The sequence below is a fragment of the Pseudomonas chlororaphis subsp. aurantiaca genome (assembly GCF_013466605.1).
Classification (GTDB): Bacteria; Pseudomonadota; Gammaproteobacteria; order Pseudomonadales; family Pseudomonadaceae; genus Aquipseudomonas; species Aquipseudomonas chlororaphis_I.
This window is the reverse complement of record NZ_CP059162.1, coordinates 5,626,840-5,651,768: the sequence shown is the minus strand read 5'-3', so window position 1 is coordinate 5,651,768 and position 24,929 is coordinate 5,626,840. Positions and strand designations below refer to the sequence as shown.

The 24,929-nt window shown below is 60.7% G+C and carries 25 protein-coding genes and 1 other RNA gene; 21 read left to right on the top strand and 5 right to left on the bottom strand.

All coding sequences use genetic code 11. The annotated features are described in order from the left end of the window. Positions 1 to 58: 58 nt before the first annotated feature. On the bottom strand, positions 59 to 1,096 hold the full coding sequence (locus H0I86_RS25760; protein WP_180922650.1) for an NADP(H)-dependent aldo-keto reductase: 1,038 nt from the start codon (positions 1,094 to 1,096) through the stop codon (positions 59 to 61). 246 nt (positions 1,097 to 1,342) lie between these two features. Between H0I86_RS25760 and rplM the strand changes: the two genes are divergently transcribed. The 7 genes from rplM (at position 1,343) to H0I86_RS25725 (ending at position 6,224) form a co-directional block, all read left to right on the top strand. Further along, a complete protein-coding gene (rplM, locus tag H0I86_RS25755; protein ID WP_007928449.1) occupies positions 1,343 to 1,771 on the top strand; it encodes a 50S ribosomal protein L13 in 429 nt (142 codons plus the stop codon). Positions 1,772 to 1,785: 14 nt separating this feature from the next. After that, positions 1,786 to 2,178 (top strand): 30S ribosomal protein S9, encoded by a 393-nt coding sequence (gene rpsI / locus H0I86_RS25750; RefSeq protein WP_003228056.1) that lies wholly within the window; start codon positions 1,786 to 1,788, stop codon positions 2,176 to 2,178. Positions 2,179 to 2,435: 257 nt separating this feature from the next. Continuing rightward, positions 2,436 to 3,029: a ubiquinol-cytochrome c reductase iron-sulfur subunit gene (gene petA, locus H0I86_RS25745; RefSeq protein WP_009045522.1), complete on the top strand. Its 594-nt coding sequence runs from the start codon at positions 2,436 to 2,438 to the stop codon at positions 3,027 to 3,029. Next, complete coding sequence (locus H0I86_RS25740; RefSeq protein ID WP_007928456.1) at positions 3,029 to 4,240, top strand: cytochrome b; 1,212 nt, start codon at positions 3,029 to 3,031, stop codon at positions 4,238 to 4,240. Before petA ends, H0I86_RS25740 begins: the two co-directional genes overlap by 1 nt. After that, positions 4,240 to 5,022, top strand: a complete 783-nt coding sequence (locus tag H0I86_RS25735; RefSeq protein ID WP_180922649.1) for a cytochrome c1 — start codon at positions 4,240 to 4,242, stop codon at positions 5,020 to 5,022. The genes H0I86_RS25740 and H0I86_RS25735 overlap by 1 nt, the downstream gene beginning before the upstream one ends. A gap of 151 nt (positions 5,023 to 5,173) precedes the next feature. After that, positions 5,174 to 5,791, top strand: coding sequence for a glutathione S-transferase N-terminal domain-containing protein (locus H0I86_RS25730; RefSeq protein WP_007928460.1), 618 nt, complete (start codon positions 5,174 to 5,176; stop codon positions 5,789 to 5,791). Positions 5,792 to 5,807: 16 nt separating this feature from the next. Beyond that, a complete protein-coding gene (locus H0I86_RS25725) occupies positions 5,808 to 6,224 on the top strand; it encodes a ClpXP protease specificity-enhancing factor (RefSeq protein WP_007928461.1) in 417 nt (138 codons plus the stop codon). A gap of 55 nt (positions 6,225 to 6,279) precedes the next feature. On the opposite strand, the gene H0I86_RS25720 is transcribed toward H0I86_RS25725, so the two are convergent. The 4 genes from H0I86_RS25720 to H0I86_RS25705 all read right to left on the bottom strand — a co-directional run bounded on the left by H0I86_RS25720 (position 6,280) and on the right by H0I86_RS25705 (position 9,738). Beyond that, positions 6,280 to 6,858: a BON domain-containing protein gene (locus tag H0I86_RS25720; RefSeq protein ID WP_180922648.1), complete on the bottom strand. Its 579-nt coding sequence runs from the start codon at positions 6,856 to 6,858 to the stop codon at positions 6,280 to 6,282. Beyond that, positions 6,855 to 7,448: a phosphoheptose isomerase gene (locus H0I86_RS25715; RefSeq protein ID WP_007928463.1), complete on the bottom strand. Its 594-nt coding sequence runs from the start codon at positions 7,446 to 7,448 to the stop codon at positions 6,855 to 6,857. Before H0I86_RS25715 ends, H0I86_RS25720 begins: the two co-directional genes overlap by 4 nt. Before the next feature lie 107 nt (positions 7,449 to 7,555). Continuing rightward, positions 7,556 to 7,927 (bottom strand): YraN family protein, encoded by a 372-nt coding sequence (locus tag H0I86_RS25710; RefSeq protein WP_180922647.1) that lies wholly within the window; start codon positions 7,925 to 7,927, stop codon positions 7,556 to 7,558. Next, on the bottom strand, positions 7,927 to 9,738 hold the full coding sequence (locus H0I86_RS25705; RefSeq protein ID WP_180922646.1) for a penicillin-binding protein activator: 1,812 nt from the start codon (positions 9,736 to 9,738) through the stop codon (positions 7,927 to 7,929). Before H0I86_RS25705 ends, H0I86_RS25710 begins: the two co-directional genes overlap by 1 nt. A 237-nt stretch (positions 9,739 to 9,975) precedes the next feature. Here H0I86_RS25705 and rsmI point away from each other — a divergent pair, with 237 nt between their 5' ends. The 14 genes from rsmI to H0I86_RS25635 all read left to right on the top strand — a co-directional run bounded on the left by rsmI (position 9,976) and on the right by H0I86_RS25635 (position 24,925). Further along, positions 9,976 to 10,830 (top strand): 16S rRNA (cytidine(1402)-2'-O)-methyltransferase, encoded by an 855-nt coding sequence (gene rsmI / locus H0I86_RS25700; RefSeq protein ID WP_180925912.1) that lies wholly within the window; start codon positions 9,976 to 9,978, stop codon positions 10,828 to 10,830. A 73-nt stretch (positions 10,831 to 10,903) separates the two neighbouring features. After that, positions 10,904 to 11,257, top strand: an RNA gene (rnpB, locus tag H0I86_RS25695) — RNase P RNA component class A. Between the two features lie 308 nt (positions 11,258 to 11,565). Beyond that, positions 11,566 to 12,021, top strand: coding sequence for a division/cell wall cluster transcriptional repressor MraZ (mraZ, locus tag H0I86_RS25690; protein WP_003205355.1), 456 nt, complete (start codon positions 11,566 to 11,568; stop codon positions 12,019 to 12,021). After that, positions 12,018 to 12,965 (top strand): 16S rRNA (cytosine(1402)-N(4))-methyltransferase RsmH, encoded by a 948-nt coding sequence (gene rsmH, locus H0I86_RS25685; protein ID WP_009050722.1) that lies wholly within the window; start codon positions 12,018 to 12,020, stop codon positions 12,963 to 12,965. Before mraZ ends, rsmH begins: the two co-directional genes overlap by 4 nt. Then, complete coding sequence (ftsL, locus tag H0I86_RS25680) at positions 12,962 to 13,255, top strand: cell division protein FtsL (RefSeq protein WP_009050721.1); 294 nt, start codon at positions 12,962 to 12,964, stop codon at positions 13,253 to 13,255. Before rsmH ends, ftsL begins: the two co-directional genes overlap by 4 nt. Next, positions 13,255 to 14,979: a peptidoglycan D,D-transpeptidase FtsI family protein gene (locus tag H0I86_RS25675; protein ID WP_164486318.1), complete on the top strand. Its 1,725-nt coding sequence runs from the start codon at positions 13,255 to 13,257 to the stop codon at positions 14,977 to 14,979. Before ftsL ends, H0I86_RS25675 begins: the two co-directional genes overlap by 1 nt. After that, positions 14,979 to 16,442, top strand: a complete 1,464-nt coding sequence (locus tag H0I86_RS25670; protein WP_180922645.1) for a UDP-N-acetylmuramoyl-L-alanyl-D-glutamate--2,6-diaminopimelate ligase — start codon at positions 14,979 to 14,981, stop codon at positions 16,440 to 16,442. Before H0I86_RS25675 ends, H0I86_RS25670 begins: the two co-directional genes overlap by 1 nt. Then, positions 16,435 to 17,802 (top strand): UDP-N-acetylmuramoyl-tripeptide--D-alanyl-D-alanine ligase, encoded by a 1,368-nt coding sequence (locus tag H0I86_RS25665; RefSeq protein WP_180922644.1) that lies wholly within the window; start codon positions 16,435 to 16,437, stop codon positions 17,800 to 17,802. The genes H0I86_RS25670 and H0I86_RS25665 overlap by 8 nt, the downstream gene beginning before the upstream one ends. Beyond that, positions 17,802 to 18,884 (top strand): phospho-N-acetylmuramoyl-pentapeptide-transferase, encoded by a 1,083-nt coding sequence (mraY, locus tag H0I86_RS25660; RefSeq protein ID WP_007928475.1) that lies wholly within the window; start codon positions 17,802 to 17,804, stop codon positions 18,882 to 18,884. Before H0I86_RS25665 ends, mraY begins: the two co-directional genes overlap by 1 nt. Positions 18,885 to 18,889: 5 nt before the next feature. Further along, on the top strand, positions 18,890 to 20,236 hold the full coding sequence (gene murD, locus H0I86_RS25655) for a UDP-N-acetylmuramoyl-L-alanine--D-glutamate ligase (RefSeq protein WP_180922643.1): 1,347 nt from the start codon (positions 18,890 to 18,892) through the stop codon (positions 20,234 to 20,236). After that, positions 20,233 to 21,450 (top strand): putative lipid II flippase FtsW, encoded by a 1,218-nt coding sequence (ftsW, locus tag H0I86_RS25650; RefSeq protein WP_135006900.1) that lies wholly within the window; start codon positions 20,233 to 20,235, stop codon positions 21,448 to 21,450. The genes murD and ftsW overlap by 4 nt, the downstream gene beginning before the upstream one ends. Beyond that, complete coding sequence (murG, locus tag H0I86_RS25645; protein WP_180922642.1) at positions 21,440 to 22,510, top strand: undecaprenyldiphospho-muramoylpentapeptide beta-N-acetylglucosaminyltransferase; 1,071 nt, start codon at positions 21,440 to 21,442, stop codon at positions 22,508 to 22,510. Before ftsW ends, murG begins: the two co-directional genes overlap by 11 nt. After that, the gene (gene murC / locus H0I86_RS25640; RefSeq protein WP_009050716.1) at positions 22,503 to 23,960 is read left to right on the top strand and encodes a UDP-N-acetylmuramate--L-alanine ligase; all 1,458 of its coding nucleotides are present in this window, start codon (positions 22,503 to 22,505) and stop codon (positions 23,958 to 23,960) included. The genes murG and murC overlap by 8 nt, the downstream gene beginning before the upstream one ends. Next, positions 23,957 to 24,925, top strand: a complete 969-nt coding sequence (locus H0I86_RS25635; RefSeq protein ID WP_180922641.1) for a D-alanine--D-alanine ligase — start codon at positions 23,957 to 23,959, stop codon at positions 24,923 to 24,925. The genes murC and H0I86_RS25635 overlap by 4 nt, the downstream gene beginning before the upstream one ends. The last annotated feature ends 4 nt before the right edge of the window (positions 24,926 to 24,929 follow it).

The window sequence follows — 24,929 nt, the reverse complement described above, 5'->3', positions numbered from 1 at the left end:
TGTCTCCCGCGTAGAGGCGAGCTTGGCGGGCCAGCTCGCTTCTATGCGGTAGGGCAGGTTACGGCGCCGGGTTCGGGTGGTCCTTGTGGATCGCCTCGATGCCGGCCAGCACCTCATTCGACAGCTTCAACTCAAGACTGGCGATGTTGCTGTCCAGCTGCTCAAGGGTGGTCGCGCCGATGATATTGCTGGTGACGAACGGTTGCTGGGTGACGAATGCCAGGGCCATTTGCGCCGGGTCCAGGCCGTGCTCGCGGGCCAGGGCGACATAACGGCTGCAGGCGGCTTCCGATTGCGGATTGAAGTAGCGACTGAAGCGGCTGTACAGGCTCAGGCGGCCTTTGGCCGGGCGCGCGCCACCTTCGTATTTGCCGGAGAGGAAGCCGAACGCCAGGGGCGAATAGGCCAGCAATCCACATTGTTCGCGAATGGCGATTTCCGCCAGGCCCACTTCAAAGCTGCGGTTGAGCAGGTTGTACGGGTTCTGGATCGATACCGCCCGTGGCCAGCCGCGGCTCTCGGCCAGGGCCAGGAACTTCATGGTGCCCCAGGGCGTTTCGTTGGACAGGCCGATGTGGCGGATCTTGCCGGCCTTGACCTGCTCGTCCAGGGCTTCGAGGGTTTCCTCCAGCGGGGTGAAGTCTTCTTCCTTGTGCTTGTAGCCCAGTTGGCCGAAGAAGTTGGTGCTGCGCTCCGGCCAGTGCAACTGGTAGAGGTCGATCCAGTCGGCTTGCAGGCGCTTGAGGCTGGCGTCCACGGCTTGGGCTATGTGCTTGCGGTTGTGTTTGAGCTGCTTGTCGCGGATGTAGTCGATGGTATTGCCAGGGCCGGCGATCTTGCTGGCCAGGATCCAGTCGGCGCGATCGCCGCGAGCCTTGAACCAGTTACCGATGTAGCGCTCGGTGGTAGCGTAGGTTTCGGCCTTTGGCGGCACCGGGTACATCTCGGCGGTGTCGATGAAATTGATCCCCGCAGCCTTGGCCCGTTCGATCTGGGCGAAGGCCTCGGACTCGCTGTTTTGCTCGCCCCAGGTCATGGTTCCCAGGCAGATTGCACTCACGTTCAGGTCGGTCCGGCCTAGCTGGCGATAGTCCATCGGGTGCTCCTTCGGCAAAACAATCATAAAAGCAGGTTGAATTTTTTTTCGCAATCTGCATAATTCCGCAGCTCTTTCTGCAGTGGAAGTGATGCGCCGCCTGCCGAAGAATCTTGCCGTATAACGGACGCGCTGACCCGAGCCCCCGATAGCGTCTGTATCCGGCTGCCTTTGACTTGTCAAAGTACGCACTATTCAGTAAGATCCGCCGTCTAATTTACAGGGCGGCCCCTGAGGCTATAAAGAATGAAAACTTTTACTGCTAAACCGGAAACAGTTAAGCGCGACTGGTTTGTCGTCGACGCTGCTGGTCAGACCCTGGGTCGTCTGGCCACCGAAATCGCGAGCCGTCTGCGTGGCAAGCACAAGCCTGAGTACACCCCTCACGTCGACACCGGTGACTACATCGTCGTGATCAACGCTGAGCAAGTACGTGTTACTGGCGCTAAAACCACTGACAAAATGTACTACTCCCACTCCGGTTTCCCGGGCGGCATCAAGTCGATCAACTTTGAAAAGCTGATCGCCAAGGCCCCTGAGCGCGTGATCGAGACCGCGGTAAAAGGCATGCTGCCTAAGAACCCGCTGGGTCGCGACATGTACCGTAAGCTGAAAGTCTATGCGGGCGCTGCACACCCTCATACTGCTCAGCAGCCCCAAGAACTGAAGATTTAACGGAATAGTTCATTATGTCGGCGACTCAAAATTACGGCACTGGCCGTCGCAAGACTGCAACCGCACGCGTTTTCCTGCGTCCGGGCACTGGTAACATCTCCATCAACAACCGCTCCCTGGATAACTTCTTCGGTCGCGAAACTGCTCGCATGGTAGTTCGTCAGCCGCTGGAACTGACCGAGACCGTCGAGAAGTTCGACATCTACGTCACCGTTATCGGCGGTGGTGTGAGTGGCCAAGCTGGTGCAATCCGCCACGGCATCACTCGCGCTCTGATGGATTACGACGAAACTCTGCGCAGTGCTCTGCGTAAAGCCGGTTTCGTAACCCGTGACGCACGTGAAGTTGAACGTAAGAAAGTTGGTCTGCGTAAGGCGCGTAAGCGTCCGCAGTACTCGAAGCGTTAATTCGCTTTCGCGTTCAAAAGAACGCCCAGTCTCCTCGCGGAGCTGGGCGTTTTTTTATGGGTGACTATTTTACAGTGTGACAACTTGCCACATCTGCAGAGCCCCTATACTACAGGGCTTGGGGCAGGGCCAAGTTGGTAATTACCTTGTCAGAGTAGGGGCTTTTCATTACCATTCGGCAAAATTTTTATAAGTTCAGATTTTTACTTAGTAGATGCCTGGTTTAACAGGCCACAAAGCTGATGGGAGAGGACTGAATGAGCAATGACGGCGTGAATGCAGGCCGGCGTCGCTTCCTTGTAGCAGCCACATCCGTGGTGGGTGCTGCAGGAGCGGTGGGGGCTGCGGTCCCGTTCGTGGGGTCATGGTTTCCCAGTGCCAAGGCGAAAGCTGCAGGGGCACCGGTGAAAGTGAATATCAGCAAGATCGACCCAGGTCAGCAGATGATTGCTGAGTGGCGTGGTCAGCCGGTATTCATCGTCCGCCGTACACAGGAAATCCTGGGGAATCTCAAAAAGATCGAGGGTCAACTTTCCGACCCCGACTCCAAGAACTCTGTCCAACCAACCTACGTCGACCCGCAAGTGCGTTCGATCAAGCCAGAGATTCTGCTGCTGATCGGTATCTGCACCCACCTGGGTTGCTCGCCGACTTTCCGCCCTGAAGTGGCGCCTGCGGATCTGGGCAAGGATTGGGTAGGTGGCTATTTCTGCCCTTGCCACGGTTCCCACTACGATCTGGCTGGCCGCGTCTACAAGTCGCAACCCGCGCCTTTGAACCTGCCAGTACCCCCGCATTCCTATGAGTCGGACGACCTTATTGTCATCGGCGTCGATACGGAGAAAGCGTGATGAGCAAGTTCATGGATTGGGTCGATGCGCGCTTCCCCGCAACCAAAATGTGGGAAGACCATCTCAGCAAGTATTACGCCCCGAAGAACTTCAACTTCTTCTATTTCTTTGGTTCCCTGGCTCTGCTGGTTCTGGTTAACCAGATCGTCACCGGTGTCTGGCTGACCATGAGCTACACCCCGTCGGCAGAAGAAGCTTTCGCTTCCGTCGAATACATCATGCGCGACGTCGAGTACGGCTCGATCCTGCGTCTGCTGCACTCCACTGGTGCTTCGGCGTTCTTCATCGTGGTCTATCTGCACATGTTCCGTGGCCTGCTCTACGGTTCCTACCAGAAGCCGCGTGAGCTGGTGTGGCTGTTCGGCATGCTGATCTACCTGGCGCTGATGGCCGAGGCCTTCATGGGCTACCTGCTGCCTTGGGGGCAAATGTCCTACTGGGGCGCCCAGGTGATCATCTCGCTGTTTGGTGCGATCCCGGTCATCGGTAACGACCTGACCCAGTGGATTCGTGGTGACTACCTGATTTCCGGCATCACCCTGAACCGCTTCTTCGCCTTGCACGTAGTGGCCCTGCCGATCGTGATTCTCGGTCTGGTGGTACTGCACATCCTGGCGCTGCACGAAGTGGGTTCGAACAACCCGGATGGTGTGGACATCAAGAAGCACAAAGACGAAAACGGCGTACCGCTGGATGGCATCGCTTTCCATCCGTACTACACCGTGAAAGACATCGTCGGTGTGGTGGTGTTCCTGTTCATCTTCTGTTCGATCGTGTTCTTCTTCCCGGAAATGGGTGGTTATTTCCTCGAGAAGCCGAACTTCGAACAGGCCAATCCGTTCAAGACGCCTGAGCATATCGCCCCGGTTTGGTATTTCACCCCGTTCTACGCGATTTTGCGTGCGGTTCCGGACAAGCTCTTGGGTGTGATTGCGATGGGCGCGGCGATCGCTGTGCTGTTCGTGCTGCCATGGCTTGACCGCAGCCCGGTCAAATCCATGCGCTACAAGGGTTGGCTGAGCAAGATCTGGCTGGTGGTGTTCTGCATCTCGTTCGTGATCCTGGGGATCCTGGGCGTCCTGGCTCCGACTCCAGGTCGTACGCTGCTGTCGCAGGTATGTACCTTCCTGTACTTCGCCTACTTCATTCTGATGCCGTTCTACACCAGGCTCGAGAAGACCAAACCGGTTCCGGAAAGGGTGACTGGCTGATGAAAAAGCTATTTGCTGTACTGATTCTTGCTGCTATGCCTGTACTGTCCTTCGCGGCCGAGCACGGTGGTCCCGAGCTGGAAAAAGTCGACATCGACGTCTCCGACAAGGCCGCCATGCAGGATGGCGCGCGGACATTCGTCAACTACTGCATGGGCTGCCACAGCGCCAAGTTCCAACGCTATGAGCGCGTTGCCGACGATCTGGGGATTCCTCACGATCTGATGATGAGCAAGCTGGTGTTCACCGGTGCAAAAATCGGCGATCACATGAACATCGGCATGCAGCCGGCTGACGCCAAGACCTGGTTCGGTGCGGCTCCGCCCGACCTGACCCTGGTGGCTCGTGTGCGTGGTACCGACTGGCTCTATGGCTACCTGCGCTCCTTCTACGAAGACCCTGCGCGCCCATGGGGCGTAAACAACAAGGTCTTCCCGAACGTGGGCATGCCTAACGTTCTGGTCGGCCTGCAAGGCCGCCAGGTTGTGGGTTGCAAGCAGGTTCAGATCGTCGAAGACGGCAAGAAGCAATACGATCCGCTGACCGGCACCGCTTTGACCCATGAAGCCTGCGACCAGCTGACCGTGCTGCCAAAAACCGGCACGCTCAACGAAGAGCAGTTCAATGAGAAGGTCAAGAATCTGGTGACCTTCCTGGCCTACTCGGCCAACCCGGTCAAGCTGGAGCATCAACGTATCGGCACCTATGTGTTACTGTATCTGGCCTTCTTCTTCGTGTTCGCCTATCTGCTCAAGCGCGAATACTGGAAAGACGTTCATTGATAAAGCTGTAATTCATTGCTGTTAATCGTGCGCGCCCAAGGGCGTCTCTGAAGGTGTAACGAGTCTGGATCATCCAGGCGTTACGGGAGGCGCCCTCTGGGCGCGCTCGTTTTTCTGCTTCCGATAATTTCAACAAGCGAGGAGGACCGCCATGGGCGTGACCAATCGGTTGGCCTGTTACTCCGACCCCGCCGACCACTATTCCCATCGGGTACGTATCGTGCTCGCAGAGAAGGGTGTCAGCGCCGAGATCATCAGTGTGGAGGCGGGGCGTCAGCCGCCGAAGCTGATCGAAGTGAACCCTTACGGCAGTCTGCCCACCCTGGTCGATCGTGACCTGGCGTTGTGGGAGTCGACCGTGGTGATGGAATATCTGGATGAGCGTTACCCGCACCCGCCACTGCTGCCGGTTTACCCTGTGGCGCGTGCCAACAGCCGTCTGCTGATCCACCGGATCCAGCGTGACTGGTGTGGGCTGGTGGACCTGATCCTGGATTCCCGGACCAAGGAAGCGGCTCGGGCTCAGGCGCGTAAAGAGCTGCGCGAGAGCCTGACCGGCGTTTCGCCGCTGTTCGCGGAGAAGCCGTTTTTCCTCAGCGAGGAACAAAGTCTGGTGGATTGCTGCCTATTACCAATACTCTGGAGATTACCGATTCTGGGTATTGAATTGCCACGGCAAGCCAAGCCGTTGCTTGATTACATGGAGCGCCAGTTCGCCCGTGAGACGTTCCAGGCAAGTCTGTCTGGCGTCGAACGCGACATGCGCTAAGGCTTAAGGAGCCGCTATGAACTCCAGTCGACCTTATCTGGTCCGCGCGCTCTACGAGTGGATTGTGGACAACGATTGCACCCCGCATATGCTGGTCAATTCCGAATACCCGGCGGTGCAGGTGCCTCAGGGTTTCGCCAGTGACGGACAGATCGTCCTGAATATTTCGCCGAGTGCCGTGCGCCATCTGCACATGGATAACGAGGTGGTGACTTTCGAGGGGCGCTTTGGTGGCGTCCCACATAGCTTGTACGTTCCTGTGCCGGCGATCCTGGGTATTTACGCCCGGGAGAATGGTCAGGGTATGGTGTTCGATCTGGAGTCGCCCGTGGATGACGAGGACGATGAAATCGAGCCGGATGATGATATCCCACCACCGGATAACGAGCCGCCGCGTCCAAGCGGTCGACCGAGTCTGAAGGTCGTGAAGTAACAAAAAAGGCGATCCATCCGGATCGCCTTTTTTGTGCCTCTACCTTTCGCCTGCATCAGTCGATGTACTCGAACAGTTTGACGATTTTCTGCACGCCGGAAACGCCCTGTACCAGATTGGTCGCCTGGGTGGCTTCCTGTTGGGTCAGCAGGCCCATCAGGTAGACGATGCCGTTTTCCGTCACGACCTTGATGCGCGAACCTGGGATGCTGGCATCGGTCAGCATCTGGGTCTTGATCTTGGTGGTCAGCCAGGCATCGTTCTGTCGGGCCAGCAGGGAAGAAGGCGGCAGAACCTGCAGTTCGTTGTGGACCTTCTTCACCCGCTGCACGGCGCTGGCGGACTGCTCGGCGAGAGTCTTGAGGTCGGCGCGCGGAGTCTGGCCGGCCAGCAGGACGATGCCGTTGAAGCTGGTCACCACAATGTGCGAGTTGTGGTCCAGGTCCGGGCTGGCTTTGGCGACGTTCACTTCGACTTTGGTCTGGATCAGTGAGTCATCGATCTTGCTGCCGAAGGTGCGGGTGCCGCGGTCATCTTCGATCGGGCTTTCGCGGGTGGCGGTAATCACCGAGCTGCAACCGCTGATGCTCAAGGCTAGGGTCAGGGCCAGTAGGCCAAGGCGATTAGGGGTCATTCTTCACTCCCGAACAGTTGGCTGTCGATCAGGTCGCAGAGGCAGTGGATCGCCAGCAGGTGGACTTCCTGGATACGTGCAGTGACGTTGGCCGGTACGCGAATCTCGACATCTTCCGGCAATAGCAGGGACGCCATGCCGCCGCCATCGCGACCGGTCAATGCTACGACAATCATTTCGCGATCATGTGCGGCCTGGATCGCTTGAATGATGTTCGCCGAGTTGCCGCTGGTGGAAATCGCCAGCAGGACGTCGCCGGGCTGGCCCAGGGCGCGAATCTGCTTGGAAAAGACTTCGTTGTAACTGTAGTCGTTGGCGATCGAGGTGATCGTCGAGCTGTCGGTGGTCAGCGCGATGGCTGGCAGGCTCGGGCGTTCGCGCTCGAAACGGTTGAGCAGCTCGGAAGAAAAGTGCTGGGCATCGCCGGCCGAGCCGCCGTTGCCGCAGGAAAGCATTTTCCCTTCGTTGAGCAGTGCATTGACCATGACTTGGCTGGCTTGCTCGATGTGCGGTGCAAGTACGTCCATCGCCTGTTGCTTGGTGTCGATGCTGGCCTGAAAAAGCTGGCGAATTCGGGATTGCATGTCCATCTGTGTGACCTTAAGTAGCGCGGCTTTCTGGCACATGAATGTGCTGCCCGCAAAGCAAAGAGCAAAAATGTTGAGTGAAAATGTCCGGCTCGGCCCGAGAGCGTCGATCAGCTTTCAAAGGCATTCCGTAGCCAGTTCAAAGGAGTTGTCGTGCCTGGGGCGCTGTCTATGGCGACCACATCGAAGCGGCAAGGGTGGTTGGACCAGCGCGACTCGCGCTGCAGGAAAAACTGTGCGGCGAGTATCAGTTTCTGACGCTTGCGCGCGTCGATACTGCCCAGTGCGCCACCCCATTGCGTGTGTTGTCTGTAGCGGACTTCGACGAATACTACTGTATCGCCGTCAAGCATGACCAGATCAAGCTCGCCGCGTTTGCACAACCAGTTCTGCGCCAGCAGGCGCAGCCCCTGTTGTTCAAGATGCCGGAGCGCTTGGGCTTCGGCATCCTGACCGCTTTGCTGGCGTGATCGTTGTGGCATTAACGCTGGGTATCTGGCAGGCGAGTGATCTGGCCGCTGACGAACTCGGCCCACGGCAACTGGCGTTGAACGCGCTGGCTCGGGCTCATGGTCAGGCTGCCCGACAAGCCTTCGATGCGGCTGTCCGGCAGTGCCTTGAGTTGCCCCAGGCGTGGCGCCAAGCGGTAGGCGTCGGCACCCATCGCATACAGTCGGCCCAGGCTGCCGCCAGCTTGTGGCCACTGCGCGGCGACCTGCCGGCGCAGCGGGTCATTGGCGTCCAGCAGCCAAGGCGTTTCACAGAAGCGTACGCCGTTCATGTCGTTGTACTGGTTCTGATCGCCACTGGCGCTGAAGACATGGGAGGTGGCATAGACGGGTACATCGCCGGCGTACTGAAAGTTCAGGGTCGGCTTGATCTGTTGTGCCTGTTGCGGAGTGGATGCCAGGAAAATGAACTCGATGTCCTGGCGGCGCGAAGGTTGTGCGGCCACCTGAGTGCCAGCGGCGTTCTGCAGGCTCTTGGCGCGAGCTTCGCTCTGGCGCAGTTGGAACAGGTCGGCAATCTGCTGGGCCAGGGCTACGGGCTGATCGACGCGTTCGATACCAACCACGCTGCCGCCGTTGCTTTCCCAGTCCTGACGGAAAGCCTTGAGCACACGATCACCCCATTCTCCACGTGGTACCAGGACGGCTGCGCGGTGCAGGCCGTCGGCGCGGGCACGGCGGGAAACTTCACGAGCTTCGTCCTCGGCGGCCAGGCCGAACTGGAACAGTTGCGCCGGGCCTTGCTCGCCTTCGCTGTAGTTCAGCGCCAGGGTGGTGATAGGCAGTTGCGGGCGTGCGGCGAGCTGTTTGACCAGCGGTTTTTCCAGCGGGCCGACGACCAGTTGCACGCCATCTGCCTGGGCCTTGCGATAGAAGTCATCCAGCGAAGTCAGGCGCGAGCTGTCGTAGAACTCGATGCTGGGTGGTTTCTGTCCGGCTTGCTGGGCCTGATAGTGTGCGGCCATGAAACCGTCGCGCAGGGCCTTGGAGACCGCAGCCAGCGGGCCGTCCTGCGGCAACAGCAGGGCGATCTTGGACAGCGGCTGGCTGGCCAGCTCCTTGAGTTTGGTCAGTGGCAGCGGCAGTTGAATGGCGGCCGGATGCTTGGGGTTCTGTGCGCGCCAGTTGTCGATGGCGGCCTGCTGTTGTTCCAGGGTACCGGCAGTCTTCACTGCCAATGCCAGGCTCATCCAGCCGCCGAGGTCGTCGTTGCCGACGGCTTGCAGTTGATCAGTCGGCAAGCTGGCAATCAGTGCCCAGATGGCTTCATGGTTCTTGCTCGCGGCGTCGTCCTTGAGCAGTGGTGCAATGAAGATGCGCTCCCGTGCTGCGGCGAGAGCCTGACCGTCGGCCTCGAGTGCGCGAGCGTGGACGGTGCCGGTGCGGATCTGCTGCTCTTCCGGCAGTTCGCTCAGGCGTTGCAGGCTCGGGTGGCTCAGGGCAGTCAGGGCCGCCTTTGGCTGGTTGCGAGTCATGGCCAGTTCGGCCGCCAGGGTGCTGGCGAAAACCTGCTGGCCGGCCTTGAGCTGCTCCATCGGCACTTGTTGCAGGATCTGCGCGGCCTGGCCGGCGCTGCCCTGGCGATAGGCCAGGTCGGCAGCGCTCAAGCGCAGCAAGGCTGCCTTGTCGGGTGTTTTGCTGTTGGCGGCCTGTTCGAGCAGTTGCTCGATGCTGGCATCCGGGGTCCGTGGAAGTTCGCCAAGGCTGGAGGAGGGCGAGCTGGCGCAAGCTGCCAGGAGGGCAGCAAGGCATAAGGCAGAGAACAGCCGCAGGCAAGCGATCATGTAAGTGTTCCTGATACTCGATCAAATTAGCGTGGAATTGTACCCAAGCACTGGCCGGGGCGCGATCTTACTGGCAATAAACCGTCTATTTTAGGTCGTGCAAATGTTGCAGCGCTTTGGAATGGCCGGTGTTGTCGCAGGTACGAGGTGCCTGCGACACGCATTCCGAAGGCATCTACGCGCTACAATGTCGGTTTTACCGATCAAGAGGTGTGCGCTTTGACTGCTCCAGGTCCTTTGAATTCCGCTGCTGGCTCGCTTTATGTGGTGGCGACGCCCATCGGCAACCTGGACGACATCAGTGCCCGGGCCTTGAAGATCTTGCGTGAGGTGGCATTGATCGCCGCCGAGGATACGCGTCACTCGCAGCGCTTGATGCAGCACTTCGGGATTTCCACGCCGCTGGCCGCCTGCCATGAACATAACGAGCGGGATGAAGGCAGCCGCTTTCTGACCCGTCTGTTGGCGGGAGACAGCGTTGCGCTGATTTCCGATGCGGGCACGCCGTTGATCTCCGATCCGGGTTACCACTTGGTGCGTCAGGCGCGGGCGGCAGGTATCAATGTCGTTCCGGTTCCCGGGGCCTGTGCTCTGATTGCGGCCTTGTCGGCGGCGGGGCTGCCTTCCGATCGTTTTATCTTCGAAGGGTTTCTGCCGGCCAAGGCGGTAGGTCGGCGTGGTCGTCTTGAGCTATTAAAGGAAGAGCCGCGCACACTGATTTTCTATGAGGCGCCACACCGCATTCTCGAGTGCTTGCAGGATATGGAGCTGGTATTCGGTGGCGAGCGTCCGGCATTGCTGGCGCGGGAGCTGACCAAAACCTTTGAAACCCTCAAGGGGTTGCCGCTTTCGGAGTTGCGCGCTTTTGTCGAGGCGGACAGCAATCAGCAGCGCGGCGAATGCGTGGTGCTGGTGGCGGGGTGGTCGGCGCCGGAGAGCGACGAGGCCGTAAGCGGCGAGGCAATGCGGGTTCTCGATCTGCTGCTCAAGGAGATGCCGCTCAAGCGGGCTGCGGCATTGGCGGCGGAAATTACCGGCGTGCGCAAGAATGTTCTCTATCAGGTGGCGCTGGATAAACAGAAAGGCGAGTAAACACGATCGGCGGAATGGCAAAAGGCTTTTATCGCTTGTTCTTCCGCCACTCTGCCGTTAACCTGCGCGGCGGAGAGTCGATTGGACAGTCGCTGCCCTCTATGAAAATTAGAGGGGGGAGGAAAGTCCGGGCTCCATAGGGCGGAGTGCCAGGTAATGCCTGGGAGGCGCGAGCCTACGGAAAGTGCCACAGAAAATAACCGCCTAAGCACTTCGGTGCCGGTAAGGGTGAAAAGGTGCGGTAAGAGCGCACCGCACGTCTGGCAACAGTTCGTGGCTAGGTAAACCCCACTCGGAGCAAGACCAAATAGGGTTCCAAGGCGTGGCCCGCGCTGGAACCGGGTAGGTTGCTAAAGATGTCCAGTGATGGCCATCGTAGAGGAATGACTGTCCTCGACAGAACCCGGCTTACAGATCGACTCTCCACCTTTTCCCTCCCTGCTTGAATCAATAGCAGAAGCGCTTTTGTAATACCGAAAAGATCTTACTCTTAACAAATTACTTTAACTTCGCGATACAGCTTCTTGAGCTGAGTGAAGTTATTGTGCCAAATCCTTCGCCAAATTCCCGTTACCCCTCCTTTTAGTCTCCTAAATCTCCGTTCTATAAGGCTTTTCCGTCGATCCGTGCCTTGACGGTGTGGTGGGCGCATTCCTATAGTGTGCGCAAGTGGCGGAAAGTGGCATGAAGTGGGTTTTTTGGACGTAAAACGCTAAAATTTGGAGAAACGCTGACGTGTTTCGCGGAGCTAACGCTATCAGTCTCGACGCAAAGGGCCGTCTCGCCATGCCGAGCCGGTACCGTGACGAGCTCGTTTCGCGTAGTTCCGGGCAACTTATCGTCACTATTGATGCCGTTGATCCGTGTTTGTGTGTCTACCCCCTCGATGAGTGGGAAATTATTGAAACCAAACTGCGCGCGCTGCCTTCGCTACGTGAAGAAAACCGTCGCTTGCAGCGTTTGCTGATTGGTAATGCCGTCGACCTCGAACTCGATGGCAGTGGTCGTTTTCTGGTTCCGCCGCGTCTGCGCGAATATGCCAAGTTGGATAAGCGCGCAATGTTGGTAGGCCAACTGAACAAGTTCCAACTGTGGGACGAGGATGCCTGGAATGCTGTTTCTGCAGCGGACCTGGCAGCTATTCAACAACCGGGCGCCATGCCTGATGAACTGCGTGATTTGATCCTGTGACTATTGATAGCGGCTTTAACCACATCACCGTACTGCTTGACGAAGCCGTCGAGGCTCTCGCCGTACGTCCTGATGGCTGCTATCTGGATGGCACCTTCGGTCGCGGCGGTCATAGTCGTCTGATCCTCAGCAAGCTCGGGCCGGATGGTCGGCTGCTCGGGTTCGACAAAGATCCTCAAGCGATTGCCACCGGGCAAGCGCTAGCGGCCGAAGACGGCCGCTTTGTCGTTGTGCAGCGCAGCTTTGCCGAGCTGGGTTCGGAAGTGGCCGAGCGTGGCCTGGATGGCAAGGTTAGCGGCGTGTTGCTCGACTTGGGCGTGTCTTCGCCGCAGCTCGACGATCCTGAACGCGGCTTCAGTTTTCTCAATGATGGTCCTCTGGATATGCGCATGGACCCGTCCCGCGGCATCAGCGCGGCGGAGTTCGTCAACACCGCGCCGGTGGAAGAAATCGCCCGTGTGTTCAAGGAATACGGCGAAGAGCGTTTCTCCGGTCGTATGGCCCGCGCCGTGGCTGAGCGCCGCGACATCAAACCGTTCGAGCGCACCGCCGACCTGGCGGAGGTCTTGAAAGTTGCCAACCCGGCGTGGGAAAAGGGCAAGAACCCGGCTACCCGTGCATTCCAGGGGTTGCGCATTCACGTCAACAACGAGCTGGGCGATCTCGAGGCCGGCCTCGAAGCAGCGCTGGAATCTCTCGAAGTGGGCGGTCGCTTGGTGGTGATCAGCTTCCATTCCCTGGAAGATCGCATCGTCAAATTGTTCATGCGCAAGCTGGTGAAGGGCGAGGCGGACAACCTGCCTCGCAATCTGCCGGTACGCCACGTGGCTTTCGAGCCGAAAATCAAAATCCATGGCAAAGCGCAGACGGCCTCCGATGCCGAGCTCAAAGCCAATCCGCGTGCTCGTAGTGCTGTCATGCGTGTTGCGGAGAAGCTGCGGTGAGCAAGCTCTTCGCCAAGCCACTTCCAGGCGGAAGCTTTTTCATGCTTCTGCTGTTCATCGGCGTTCTGGTGTCCGCGATTGCGGTGTCCTACAGCGCGCACTGGAATCGCCAGCTGCTCAATACGCTGTACGGCGAGTTGAGTGTGCGCGACAAGGCGCAAGCGGAGTGGGGGCGACTGATTCTCGAACAAAGCACCTGGACCGCCCATAGCCGGATCGAAGTGCTGGCCACCGAACAACTGAAAATGCGTATTCCCGGCGCGGCAGAAGTCCAGATGGTGGCGCCATGATGAAACTTGAAGGCGCACTCTTTCCCTGGCGGTTCCGCCTGGTGCTGGGTCTGCTTGGCATCATGGTGGCGGCGATTGCCTGGCGCATCATCGATCTGCAGGTCGTCGATCGCGACTTCCTCAAGGGGCAGGGCGACGCGCGCAGCGTTCGGCATATCCCGATCCCGGCTCACCGTGGCCTGATCACCGACCGTAACGGCGAGCCGCTGGCGGTCAGTACGCCGGTGACCACCCTGTGGGCCAACGCCAAGGAAATGCAGCTGGCCAAGGACAAGTGGCCAGCACTGGCTGCTGCCTTGGGGCAAGACCCTAAAGCGTTGGCCGAGCGTCTTGAAGCACAAGCCAATAAAGAGTTCATCTACCTGGTGCGTGGCCTGACGCCCGAGCAGGGTCAGCAGGTTCTCGATCTCAAGGTGCCGGGGGTCTATGGCATCGAAGAGTTCCGGCGTTTCTACCCGGCCGGTGAAGTGACCGCGCACATGGTCGGCTTTACCGACATCGACGACCGCGGTCGCGAAGGGGTCGAACTGGCCTATGACGAATGGCTGGCCGGGGTCCCGGGCAAGCGCCAGGTCATCAAGGATCGGCGCGGCAGACTGATCAAGGATGTCCAGGTCACCAAAAACGCCAAGGCCGGTAAGCCCTTGGCGTTGTCGATTGACTTGCGCCTGCAATACCTGGCCAACCGCGAACTGCGCAATGCCATCGTCGAGAACGGCGCCAAGGCCGGCAGCCTGGTCATCATGGATGTGAAGACCGGCGAGATCCTGGCCATGGTCAACCAGCCGACCTACAACCCGAACAACCGTCGCAACCTGCAGCCGGCGATGATGCGCAACCGCGCCATGATCGACGTGTTCGAGCCGGGTTCGACCATGAAAGCCATCTCCATGAGCGCGGCGCTGGAAACCGGCCGCTGGAAACCGAGCGACACCGTCGAGGTGTATCCGGGCACGCTGCAGATCGGCAAATACACCATTCGTGACGTATCCAAGACCGAAGGCGCGGTGCTCGACCTGACCGGGATTCTGATCAATTCCAGTAACGTCGGCATGAGCAAGATCGCCTTCGACATCGGCGGCGAAGCCATCTTCCGTCTGGCCCAGAAAATTGGCCTCGGCCAGGACACCGGCCTCGGCTTCCCGGGCGAACGTGTCGGCAACCTGCCGAACTACCGCGAGTGGCGTAAGGCCGAGACGGCCACGCTGTCGTACGGCTACGGTATTTCGGTGACCGCGATCCAGTTGGTTCACGCCTTCTCGGCACTGGCCAACAACGGCCGCATCGCACCGCTGACGCTGATCAAAACCGACAAAACCCCGGAAACCACCCAGGTGATTCCGGAAAAAGTCGCCAAGACCATGCAAGGCATGTTGCAGCAGGTGATCGAGGCTCCGCGTGGCGTGTTCCGTGCCCAGGTGCCGGCTTATCACGTGGCCGGCAAGAGTGGTACCGCGCGCAAGACGTCGGTGGGCACCAAGGGTTATGCCGAGAACTCCTACCGCTCGCTGTTCGCCGGTTTCGGCCCGATGAGCGATCCGCGTTACGCCATCGTTGTGGTGATCGATGAGCCGAGCAAGGCCGGCTACTTCGGTGGCCTGGTATCGGCACCGGTGTTCAGCAAAGTGATGTCCGGCACCCTGCGTCTGATGAATATCTCGCCGGACAACCTGCCACCTACCCAACAAGCCAATGCGGCACCAGCTAAAGGAGGGCGCGGCTGATGTCTCTTAGCCTGAACAAGATTTTCGCCCACGCTGGTCGTGATCTGCTGATTCGCGAACTGACCCTGGACAGCCGCAATGTGCGCGCCGGCGATCTGTTCCTTGCGGTGCCTGGCGGCAAGTTCGATGGCCGTGCGCACATTGCCGATGCCTTGCAGCGCGGTGCGGCTGCCGTGGCTTATGAGGTTGAAGGTGCGACCGTTCTGCCGATTACCGACGTACCGCTGATTCCGGTCAAAGGCCTGGCGGCGCAGCTGTCGGATATCGCCGGACGTTTTTATGGCGACCCGAGTCGTCATCTCAACCTGATTGGCGTGACCGGTACCAACGGCAAGACCAGCGTGACCCAGTTGGTCGCGCAAGCGCTCGACCTGCTGGGCCAGCACTGCGGTATCGTTGGCACCCTGGGCAGCGGTTTTTATGGCACGCTGCAAAGCGGGATGCACACCACACCGAACCCGATTGCCGTGCAGGCCACCCTGGCCGACCTGAAAAAGGCCGGTGCCAAAGCCGTGGCGATGGAAGTGTCGTCCCATGGTCTGGACCAAGGGCGGGTCACTGCTCTGGCTTTCGATGTGGCGGTGCTGACCAATCTGTCGCGTGACCATCTGGACTATCACGGCACCATGGAAGCCTACGGCTCCACCAAGGCCAAGCTGTTCGGCTGGGCCGACCTGGGTTGCCGGGTCATCAACCTCGACGATGAGTTCGGTCGGCTGTTGGCCAGTGACGAGCAGGATTCGCGGCTGATTACCTACAGCCTCGAGGACCCTCGGGCCTATCTGTACTGCCGCGAAGCGCAATTCGATGATGAAGGCGTGCGGGCGACCCTGGTGACTCCGCAGGGCGAACATCATCTGTGCAGCACCTTGCTCGGTCGTTTCAACCTGAGCAACGTGCTGGCTGCTATCGGCGCCTTGCTCGGCCTGGATTACGCCCTCGACGAAATTCTCCATGTACTGCCGAAACTGGAAGGTCCGGCCGGCCGCATGCAACGCCTGGGTGGTGGCTCGCAACCGCTGGTAGTGGTCGACTACGCCCACACCCCGGATGCCCTGGAAAAAGTATTGCTGGCCCTGCGTCCCCATGCCAAGGGCCGTTTGCTTTGCCTGTTCGGCTGCGGTGGCGATCGCGATCGCGGCAAGCGTCCGCTGATGGCGGAAGTGGTCGAGCGCCTGGCCGATGGTGTGCTGGTCACCGATGACAACCCGCGCACGGAAGATCCAGCGCAGATTTTCGACGACATTCGTGCCGGTTTCAGCGCGGTGGACAAGGTCGAATTCGTCTCCGGTCGCGGCCTGGCCATCGCCCAGCTGATCGCCGGCGCTTCGGCCGATGACGTCATTGTCCTGGCCGGTAAAGGCCATGAGGACTATCAGGAAATCAACGGCGTGCGTCTCGACTTCTCCGACTTGGTGGAAGCCGACCGGGCACTGACCGCGTGGGAGGTGGCCCATGCTTAAGGCCCTGAAACTCAGTGAACTGAGCGGCCCGCTGGCGGGGCGCCTGCTGGCTGGCGATTGCAGTTTCGATGGCGTGAGCATCGACAGCCGGGCGATCAAGCCGGGCCAACTCTTTATTGCCCTGGCCGGCCCGCGTTTCGACGGGCACGACTACCTGAATGAGGTCGCCGCCAAAGGCGCCGTCGGCGCCCTGGTCGAGCGCGAAGTGCCAGACAGCACGCTGCCGCAGTTGCTGGTCAGCGATACCCGACAGGCGCTCGGCCAGTTGGGAGCGTTGAATCGCGCGGCTTTTACCAAGCCTGTCGCGGCGATTACCGGCTCCAGTGGCAAGACCACGGTCAAGGAAATGCTGGCCAGCATCCTGCGTACGCGCGGGCCGGTGCTTGCCACGCGCGGCAACCTGAACAACGACCTGGGCGCACCCTTGACCCTGCTGGAACTGGCCCCGGAGCACACCGCGGCGGTGATCGAGCTGGGGGCTTCGCGCATCGGCGAAATTGCCTACACCGTGGCGATGACCAAGCCGCATGTCGCCATCATCAATAACGCCGGTACCGCCCATGTTGGCGAGTTTGGCGGGCCGGAAAAAATCGTCGAGGCCAAAGGCGAGATCCTCGAAGGGCTGGATGCTTCCGGTATCGCCGTGCTCAACCTCGACGACAAGGCCTTCCCGATCTGGAAAGCCCGCGCCGCCGGCCGTCAGGTGCTGAGTTTTGCCCTGACCAACAATGCCGCCGACTTTTACGCCTCTGATATCCAGCGCGATGCCCGTGGCTGCCCGAACTTCACTCTGCACGCTGGCAACGGCTCCGAGCGGATCCAGTTGAACCTGCTGGGCACCCATAACGTGGCCAATGCCCTGGCCGCTGCGGCTGCCGCTCATGCCCTGGGCGTGTCGCTGTTCGGCATCGCCACCGGGCTCAACGCGGTGCAGCCGGTCAAGGGCCGCACCGTCGCCCAGCTGGCGAAAAACGGCATGCGGGTCATCGACGACACCTACAACGCGAACCCCACGTCAATGTGCGCAGCCGTTGATATACTCACCGGCTTTTCCGGCCGCACCGTCCTGGTGCTCGGAGATATCGGCGAGTTGGGCGATTGGGCGGAGCAGGGGCACCGTGAAGTGGGTGCTTATGCCGCCGGCAAGGTCTCGGCGCTCTACGCCGTGGGCCCGATGATGGCCCACGCGGTCGCCGCCTTCGGTGAACACGCCCGACACTTCGCCAGCCAGGCCGAGCTGATCGCAGCACTGGGCGCCGAGCAAGATACAAACACCACTATTTTGATCAAGGGATCGCGCAGCGCGGTGATGGAAAACATCGTCGCGGCTTTGTGTGGTTCCAGCACGGAGAAACATTGATGCTGCTGCTGCTAGCGGAGTACCTGCAACAGTTCTACAAAGGCTTCGCGGTCTTTCAGTACCTGACCCTGCGCGGGATTCTCGGGGTACTGACTGCACTGGTGCTGTCCTTGTGGCTGGGGCCGTGGATGATCCGCACTCTGCAGACCCGTCAGATCGGCCAGGCCGTGCGTAACGATGGTCCGCAATCGCACCTCTCCAAGTCGGGCACCCCGACCATGGGCGGCGCGCTGATTCTTTCGGCAATCGGTATCAGCACCCTGTTGTGGGCCGACCTGAGCAACCGGTATGTGTGGGTGGTGTTGCTGGTCACCCTGCTGTTCGGCGCCATCGGCTGGGTCGATGACTATCGCAAGGTGATCGAGAAGAACTCCCGTGGCTTGCCTAGCCGCTGGAAGTACTTCTGGCAGTCGGTATTTGGCCTGGGCGCGGCGATCTTCCTGTATGTCACCGCGCAAACCCCGGTCGAAACCACCTTGCTGATCCCCATGCTCAAGGACGTCAGCATTCCGCTGGGCATTGGCTTCGTGGTCCTGACCTATTTCGTGATCGTTGGCTCCAGCAACGCGGTCAACCTGACCGATGGCCTCGACGGCCTGGCAATCATGCCGACCGTGATGGTGGGCGGCGCCCTGGGCATCTTCTGCTACCTGTCGGGTAACGTGAAATTCGCTGAATACCTGCTGATTCCCTATGTCCCGGGCGCAGGTGAGCTGATTGTGTTCTGCGGTGCGCTGATTGGCGCCGGCCTGGGCTTCCTGTGGTTCAACACTTACCCGGCACAAGTCTTCATGGGCGACGTCGGCGCACTGGCGCTGGGCGCGGCCCTGGGCACCATCGCGGTGATCGTTCGCCAGGAAATCGTGCTGTTCATCATGGGCGGTGTGTTCGTGATGGAAACCCTGTCGGTGGTCATTCAGGTTGCCTCCTTCAAGTTGACCGGTCGTCGTGTATTCCGCATGGCGCCGATTCACCACCACTTTGAACTCAAGGGCTGGCCCGAGCCGCGCGTGATCGTCCGTTTCTGGATCATTACCGTAATTCTCGTGCTGATCGGCCTTGCCACCCTGAAGCTGAGGTAGAACGAGTGTCTCTGATCGCTTCTGACCACTTCCGCATCGTTGTCGGCCTCGGCAAGAGCGGCATGTCCCTGGTTCGCTTCCTGGCGAACCGGGGCGTGTCGTTTGCCGTCGCCGATACGCGGGAAAATCCACCGGAACTGGCCACGCTGCGCCGTGACTATCCGCATGTGGAAGTGCGTTGTGGCGAGCTGGACGTCGACTTCCTGTGCCGTGCCGACGAGCTCTACGTGAGCCCCGGCCTGGCCCTGGCGACCCCGGCCCTGCAAGCCGCCGCTGCCCGTGGGGTGAAACTCTCCGGCGATATCGAGCTGTTCGCCCGTAACGCGAAGGCGCCGATCGTCGCCATCAGCGGCTCCAACGCAAAAAGCACCGTGACCACCCTGGTGGGGGAAATGGCTGTGGCGGCGGGCAAGCGGGTCGCCGTGGGTGGAAACCTGGGTACCCCGGCCCTGGACCTGCTCAGCGACGACGTCGAGCTGTACGTCATGGAACTGTCCAGCTTCCAGCTGGAGACCACCGATCAGTTGGGGGCCGAAGTGGCCACCGTGCTGAACATCAGCGAAGACCACATGGACCGCTACAGCGGCCTGCCGGCGTACCACCTGGCCAAGCACCGGATCTTCCGTGGCGCCCGGCAGGTAGTGTTCAACCGCCAGGATGCCCTGACCCGGCCATTGATCGGCGAAGGCCTGCCGTGCTGGACTTTCGGCCTGAGCAAACCCGACTTCAAGGCGTTCGGCCTGCGTGAAGAGAATGGCGAGAAATACCTGGCCTTCGAATTCCAGAACCTGATGCCGGTGCGCGAGCTGAAGATCCGCGGCGCCCATAACCAGTCCAACGCCCTGGCGGCGCTGGCCCTGGGACATGCGGTCGGCCTGCCGTTCGACGCCATGCTCTCGGCCCTGCGCACCTTCGCCGGCCTCGAGCACCGTTGCCAGTGGGTTCGCGACCTGGATGGCGTGGGTTATTACAACGACTCCAAGGCCACCAACGTTGGCGCCGCACTGGCGGCCATCGAAGGCCTGGGCGCGGACATCGAAGGCAAGATCGTGCTGATCGCCGGTGGCGACGGCAAGGGTGCCGAGTTCAAGGACCTGCGCGATCCGGTGGCGGCCAACTGCCGCGCCGTGATCCTGATGGGCCGCGATTCCGACAAGATCGGTGAGGCCATCGGCGATGCCGTGCCGCTGATTCGTGTCGGCTCCCTGGTCGAAGCCGTGGCGCAATGCCGTGCCACCGCCCAGGCCGGTGACGTGGTGCTGCTGTCGCCGGCCTGCGCCAGTTTCGACATGTTCAAGAATTACGAAGACCGTGGTCACCAGTTCGTCCGCGCCGTGGAGGATCTGGCATGAACCTGAGAGACATCATCAAGCCTTATCCATCGCCGATCATTACCGGGCGTGGCGTCGACCTCGACTTCCCGATGCTCGCCGGCTGCCTGACGCTGCTCGGCCTCGGGCTGATCATGATTGCCTCGGCCTCCACCGAAGTGGCTGCGGCGCAGTCGGGCAGCGCCCTGTACTACATGATTCGCCACCTTATCTATGTGGTGCTGGGCCTCGGTGCCTGCATCGTCACCATGATGATCCCGATCGCCACCTGGCAACGCCTGGGCTGGATGATGCTGCTCGGTGCCTTCGGTTTGCTGGTGATGGTGATCATTCCGGGGATCGGCCGTGAAGTGAACGGTTCGATGCGCTGGATCGGCTTCAGTTTCTTCAACGTCCAGCCTTCCGAGATCGCCAAGGTATTCGTGGTGATCTACCTCGCCGGTTACCTGGTGCGTCGCCAGAAAGAAGTGCGCGAAAGCTGGATGGGCTTCTTCAAGCCGTTCATCGTGCTGCTGCCAATGGCCGGCCTGCTGCTGATGGAGCCGGACTTCGGCGCCACCGTGGTGATGATGGGGGCCGCGGCGGCGATGCTGTTCCTTGGCGGGGTCGGGCTGTTCCGTTTCTCCTTGATGGTGGTCCTGGCGGTCGCGGCGGTGGTCCTGCTGATTCAGATGCAGCCCTATCGAATGGCGCGCCTGACCAACTTTGCCGACCCTTGGGCCGACCAGTTCGGCGCGGGATACCAGCTGTCCCAGGCCTTGATCGCTTTCGGTCGCGGCGAATGGCTGGGCGTTGGCCTGGGCAACAGCGTGCAGAAGCAGTTCTACCTGCCGGAAGCCCACACCGACTTCGTGTTCTCGGTCCTGGCCGAAGAGCTGGGCGCCGTCGGTTCCCTGTGCACGGTGGCGCTGTTCGTCTTCGTCTGTATCCGTGGCATGTACATCGGCCTGTGGGCCGAAAAAGCCAAGCAGTTCTTTGCCGCCTATGTCGCTTATGGCCTGTCGTTCCTGTGGATCGGCCAGTTCCTGATCAATATCGGGGTGAACGTCGGTTTGCTGCCGACCAAAGGCCTGACCTTGCCGTTCCTCAGTTATGGCGGCAGTTCGTTGGTGATCTGCTGCGCCTGTCTTGGCCTGTTGCTGCGCATCGAGTGGGAGAGTCGGACCCACCTGGGCAGTGAAGAGATGGAGTTCAGCGAGAGCGACTTCGCCGAGGAGCCAAGCCATGGGCGCTAATGTGCTGATCATGGCCGGTGGCACCGGCGGTCACGTGTTCCCGGCGCTGGCTTGTGCCCGTGAGTTCCAGGCGCGCGGTTATACCGTGCACTGGCTCGGCACCCCGCGTGGCATCGAAAACGAACTGGTGCCGAACGCCGGCCTGCAACTGCACCTGATCAACGTCAGCGGCCTGCGGGGCAAGAGCAAGCTGTCGCTGCTCAAGGCGCCATTGGTGCTGCTCAAGGCGGTGCTGCAGGCGCGCCGGATCATTCGTCAGCTCAAGCCGGTCTGTGTGCTGGGCTTTGGCGGTTATGTGACCGGTCCTGGCGGGGTCGCGGCAAAACTGTCCGGTGTGCCGGTGATCGTTCATGAACAGAACGCGGTCGCCGGTACCGCCAATCGGCTGCTGGTGCCGTTGTCGGCCCGAGTCTGCGAAGCTTTCCCGGACACCTTTGGTGCCTCCAACAGCCGGCGTACCACCGGCAACCCGGTGCGCACCGAGCTGTTCCTCGATACACCGCGCGAGGCTTTGGCCGGACGCAAGGCGCGTTTGCTGATCCTGGGTGGAAGCCTGGGAGCAGAGCCGTTGAACAAGTTGCTGCCTGAAGCCCTGGCGCTGGTCTCTCCCGAGCTGCGTCCGGAAGTGTTTCATCAGGCCGGCAAAAACCACGATGAAGTGACTGCAGAGCGCTATCGCGCCGCTGGCGTCGAGGCGCAGGTGCAGCCGTTCATCAAAGACATGGCCCAAGCCTACGGCTGGGCTGACCTGGTGGTCTGTCGCGCAGGCGCGTTGACCGTCAGTGAACTGGCTGCCGCCGGTCTGCCTTCGATGCTCGTGCCTTTGCCTCACGCCATCGACGATCACCAGACCCGCAATGCCGATTATTTGGCTCGTGAAGGCGCTGCCTTCCTGATGCCGCAAAGAACGACTGGCGCAGCGGACCTTGCCGCTCGCCTGACAGAGGTTTTGATGCAACCGGAACGACTCAACAGCATGGCCGACGCAGCTCGTCGCCTGGCCAAACCCGATGCCACCCGTAGCGTGGTCGATATCTGCCTGGAGGTGGCCCATGGTTGAGAATCAGAAAGCCATGCCACAACCGGAAATGCGCCGTATCCGTCGCATCCACTTCGTCGGTATCGGCGGCGTGGGCATGTGCGGGATCGCCGAAGTACTGCTGAACCTGGGCTACCAGGTCTCCGGTTCCGACCTCAAGGCGTCGCCGGTTACCGAGCGCCTGGAGTCCTTCGGTGCGCAGATCTTCATCGGCCACCGTGCCGAGAACGCCGCCAACGCCGATGTGCTGGTAGTGTCCAGCGCCGTGAACACCTCCAACCCGGAAGTGGCCACCGCCCTGGAACGCCGCATCCCGGTGGTGCCGCGTGCGGAAATGCTGGCCGAGCTGATGCGCTATCGCCACGGCGTCGCCGTGGCCGGTACTCACGGCAAAACCACCACCACCAGCCTGCTGGCCTCGGTGTTCGCCGCCGGTGGCCTGGACCCGACCTTTGTCATCGGTGGCCGGCTGAATGCAGCTGGGACCAATGCACAGCTGGGCACCAGCCGCTACCTGATCGCCGAAGCCGATGAAAGCGACGCCAGCTTCCTGCACCTGCAGCCGCTGGTGGCCGTGGTCACCAACATCGACGCCGACCACATGGCGACCTACGACGGTGACTTCAACAAACTGAAGAAAACCTTCGTCGAGTTCCTGCACAACCTGCCGTTCTACGGCCTGGCCGTACTGTGCCTGGACGACCCGGTGGTGCGTGAGATCCTGCCGCAGGTCAAACGTCCGACCGTCACCTACGGTTTCAACGAGGACGCCGACGTGCGGGCGATCAATGTACGTCAGCAGGGCATGCAGACCTTCTTCACCGTGCTGCGTCCCGATCGCGAGCCGCTGGATGTCTCGGTGAACATGCCGGGCAACCACAACGTGCTGAACGCGCTGGCGACCATCTGCATCGCCACCGACGAAGGCATCAGCGATGAAGCCATCGTCCAGGGCCTGTCGGGCTTCCAGGGCGTGGGTCGACGCTTCCAGGTCTACGGCGAGCTGCCGGTGGAAGGCGGCAACGTGATGCTGGTGGACGACTACGGCCACCACCCGACCGAAGTCGCGGCGGTGATCAAGGCCGTGCGCGGTGGCTGGCCTGAGCGCCGCCTGGTGATGGTCTACCAGCCGCACCGTTTCAGCCGTACCCGCGACCTGTACGACGATTTCGTCCAGGTGCTGGCGGACGCCAACGTCCTGCTGTTGATGGAAGTCTATCCAGCGGGTGAAGAGCCGATCCCGGGGGCGGACAGTCGTCAGCTGTGCCACAGCATCCGTCAGCGCGGTCAGCTGGATCCGATCTACATCGAGCGTGGGGTCGACCTCGCGCCGCTGGTCAAGCCGCTGCTGCGTGCCGGCGACATCCTGCTGTGCCAGGGCGCCGGTGATATCGGCGGTCTTGCACCGAAGCTGTTGAACAGTCCGTTGTTCGCGGGTGCCGTGCCTGCCGGTCAGGGGAAGTCGAAATGACCGCCGCCTACGCCTCTCTGTTTTCGACTATCGCGCCGAAGGATTTCGGCCGCGTCGCCGTGCTGTTCGGCGGCAAGAGCGCCGAGCGCGAAGTCTCGCTGAAGTCCGGCAACGCCGTGCTCGAAGCCTTGCTGAGCGCCGGTGTGGACGCCTTCGGCATCGACGTCGGTGACGACTTCCTGCAGCGCCTGTTGAACGAGAAGATCGACCGCGCCTTCATCATCCTCCACGGCCGTGGCGGCGAAGACGGCAGCATGCAGGGCTTGCTGGAGTGTATGGGCATTCCCTACACCGGCAGCGGCATCCTGGCTTCGGCGCTGGCGATGGACAAACTGCGTACCAAGCAGGTCTGGCACAGCCTCGGTATTCCGACGCCACGCCACGCCGTACTTGGCTCCGAGGCCGATTGTATTTGCGCGGCGACGGAACTGGGCATGCCTTTGATCGTCAAACCGGCGCATGAAGGTTCCAGTATTGGTATGGCCAAAGTGACATCTGCGTCCGAACTGATCGACGCATGGAAAGCGGCCAGCACCTACGACTCGCAAGTCTTGGTCGAACAATGGATTCAAGGTCCGGAGTTCACCATTGCCACGCTGCGTGGCCAGGTATTGCCACCGATCGCCCTGGGCACGCCCCACACGTTTTACGACTACGACGCCAAGTACCTGGCTTCCGATACCCAGTACCGGATCCCGTGCGGCCTCGACATCGACAAAGAGCAGGAGCTCATGGATCTGACGGCGAAAGCCTGCGGGGCGCTTGGTATCGCCGGTTGGGCGCGTGCCGACGTGATGCAGGACGCCGACGGCCAATTCTGGTTCCTGGAAGTGAATACCGCTCCCGGCATGACCGATCACAGCCTGGTTCCGATGGCGGCGCGTGCCGCCGGTCTGGATTTCCAACAGCTGGTTCTGGCCATCCTGGCGGAGAGTGTCGTCAGTAACGCAGAGCCGCGAGGTTAAGGCC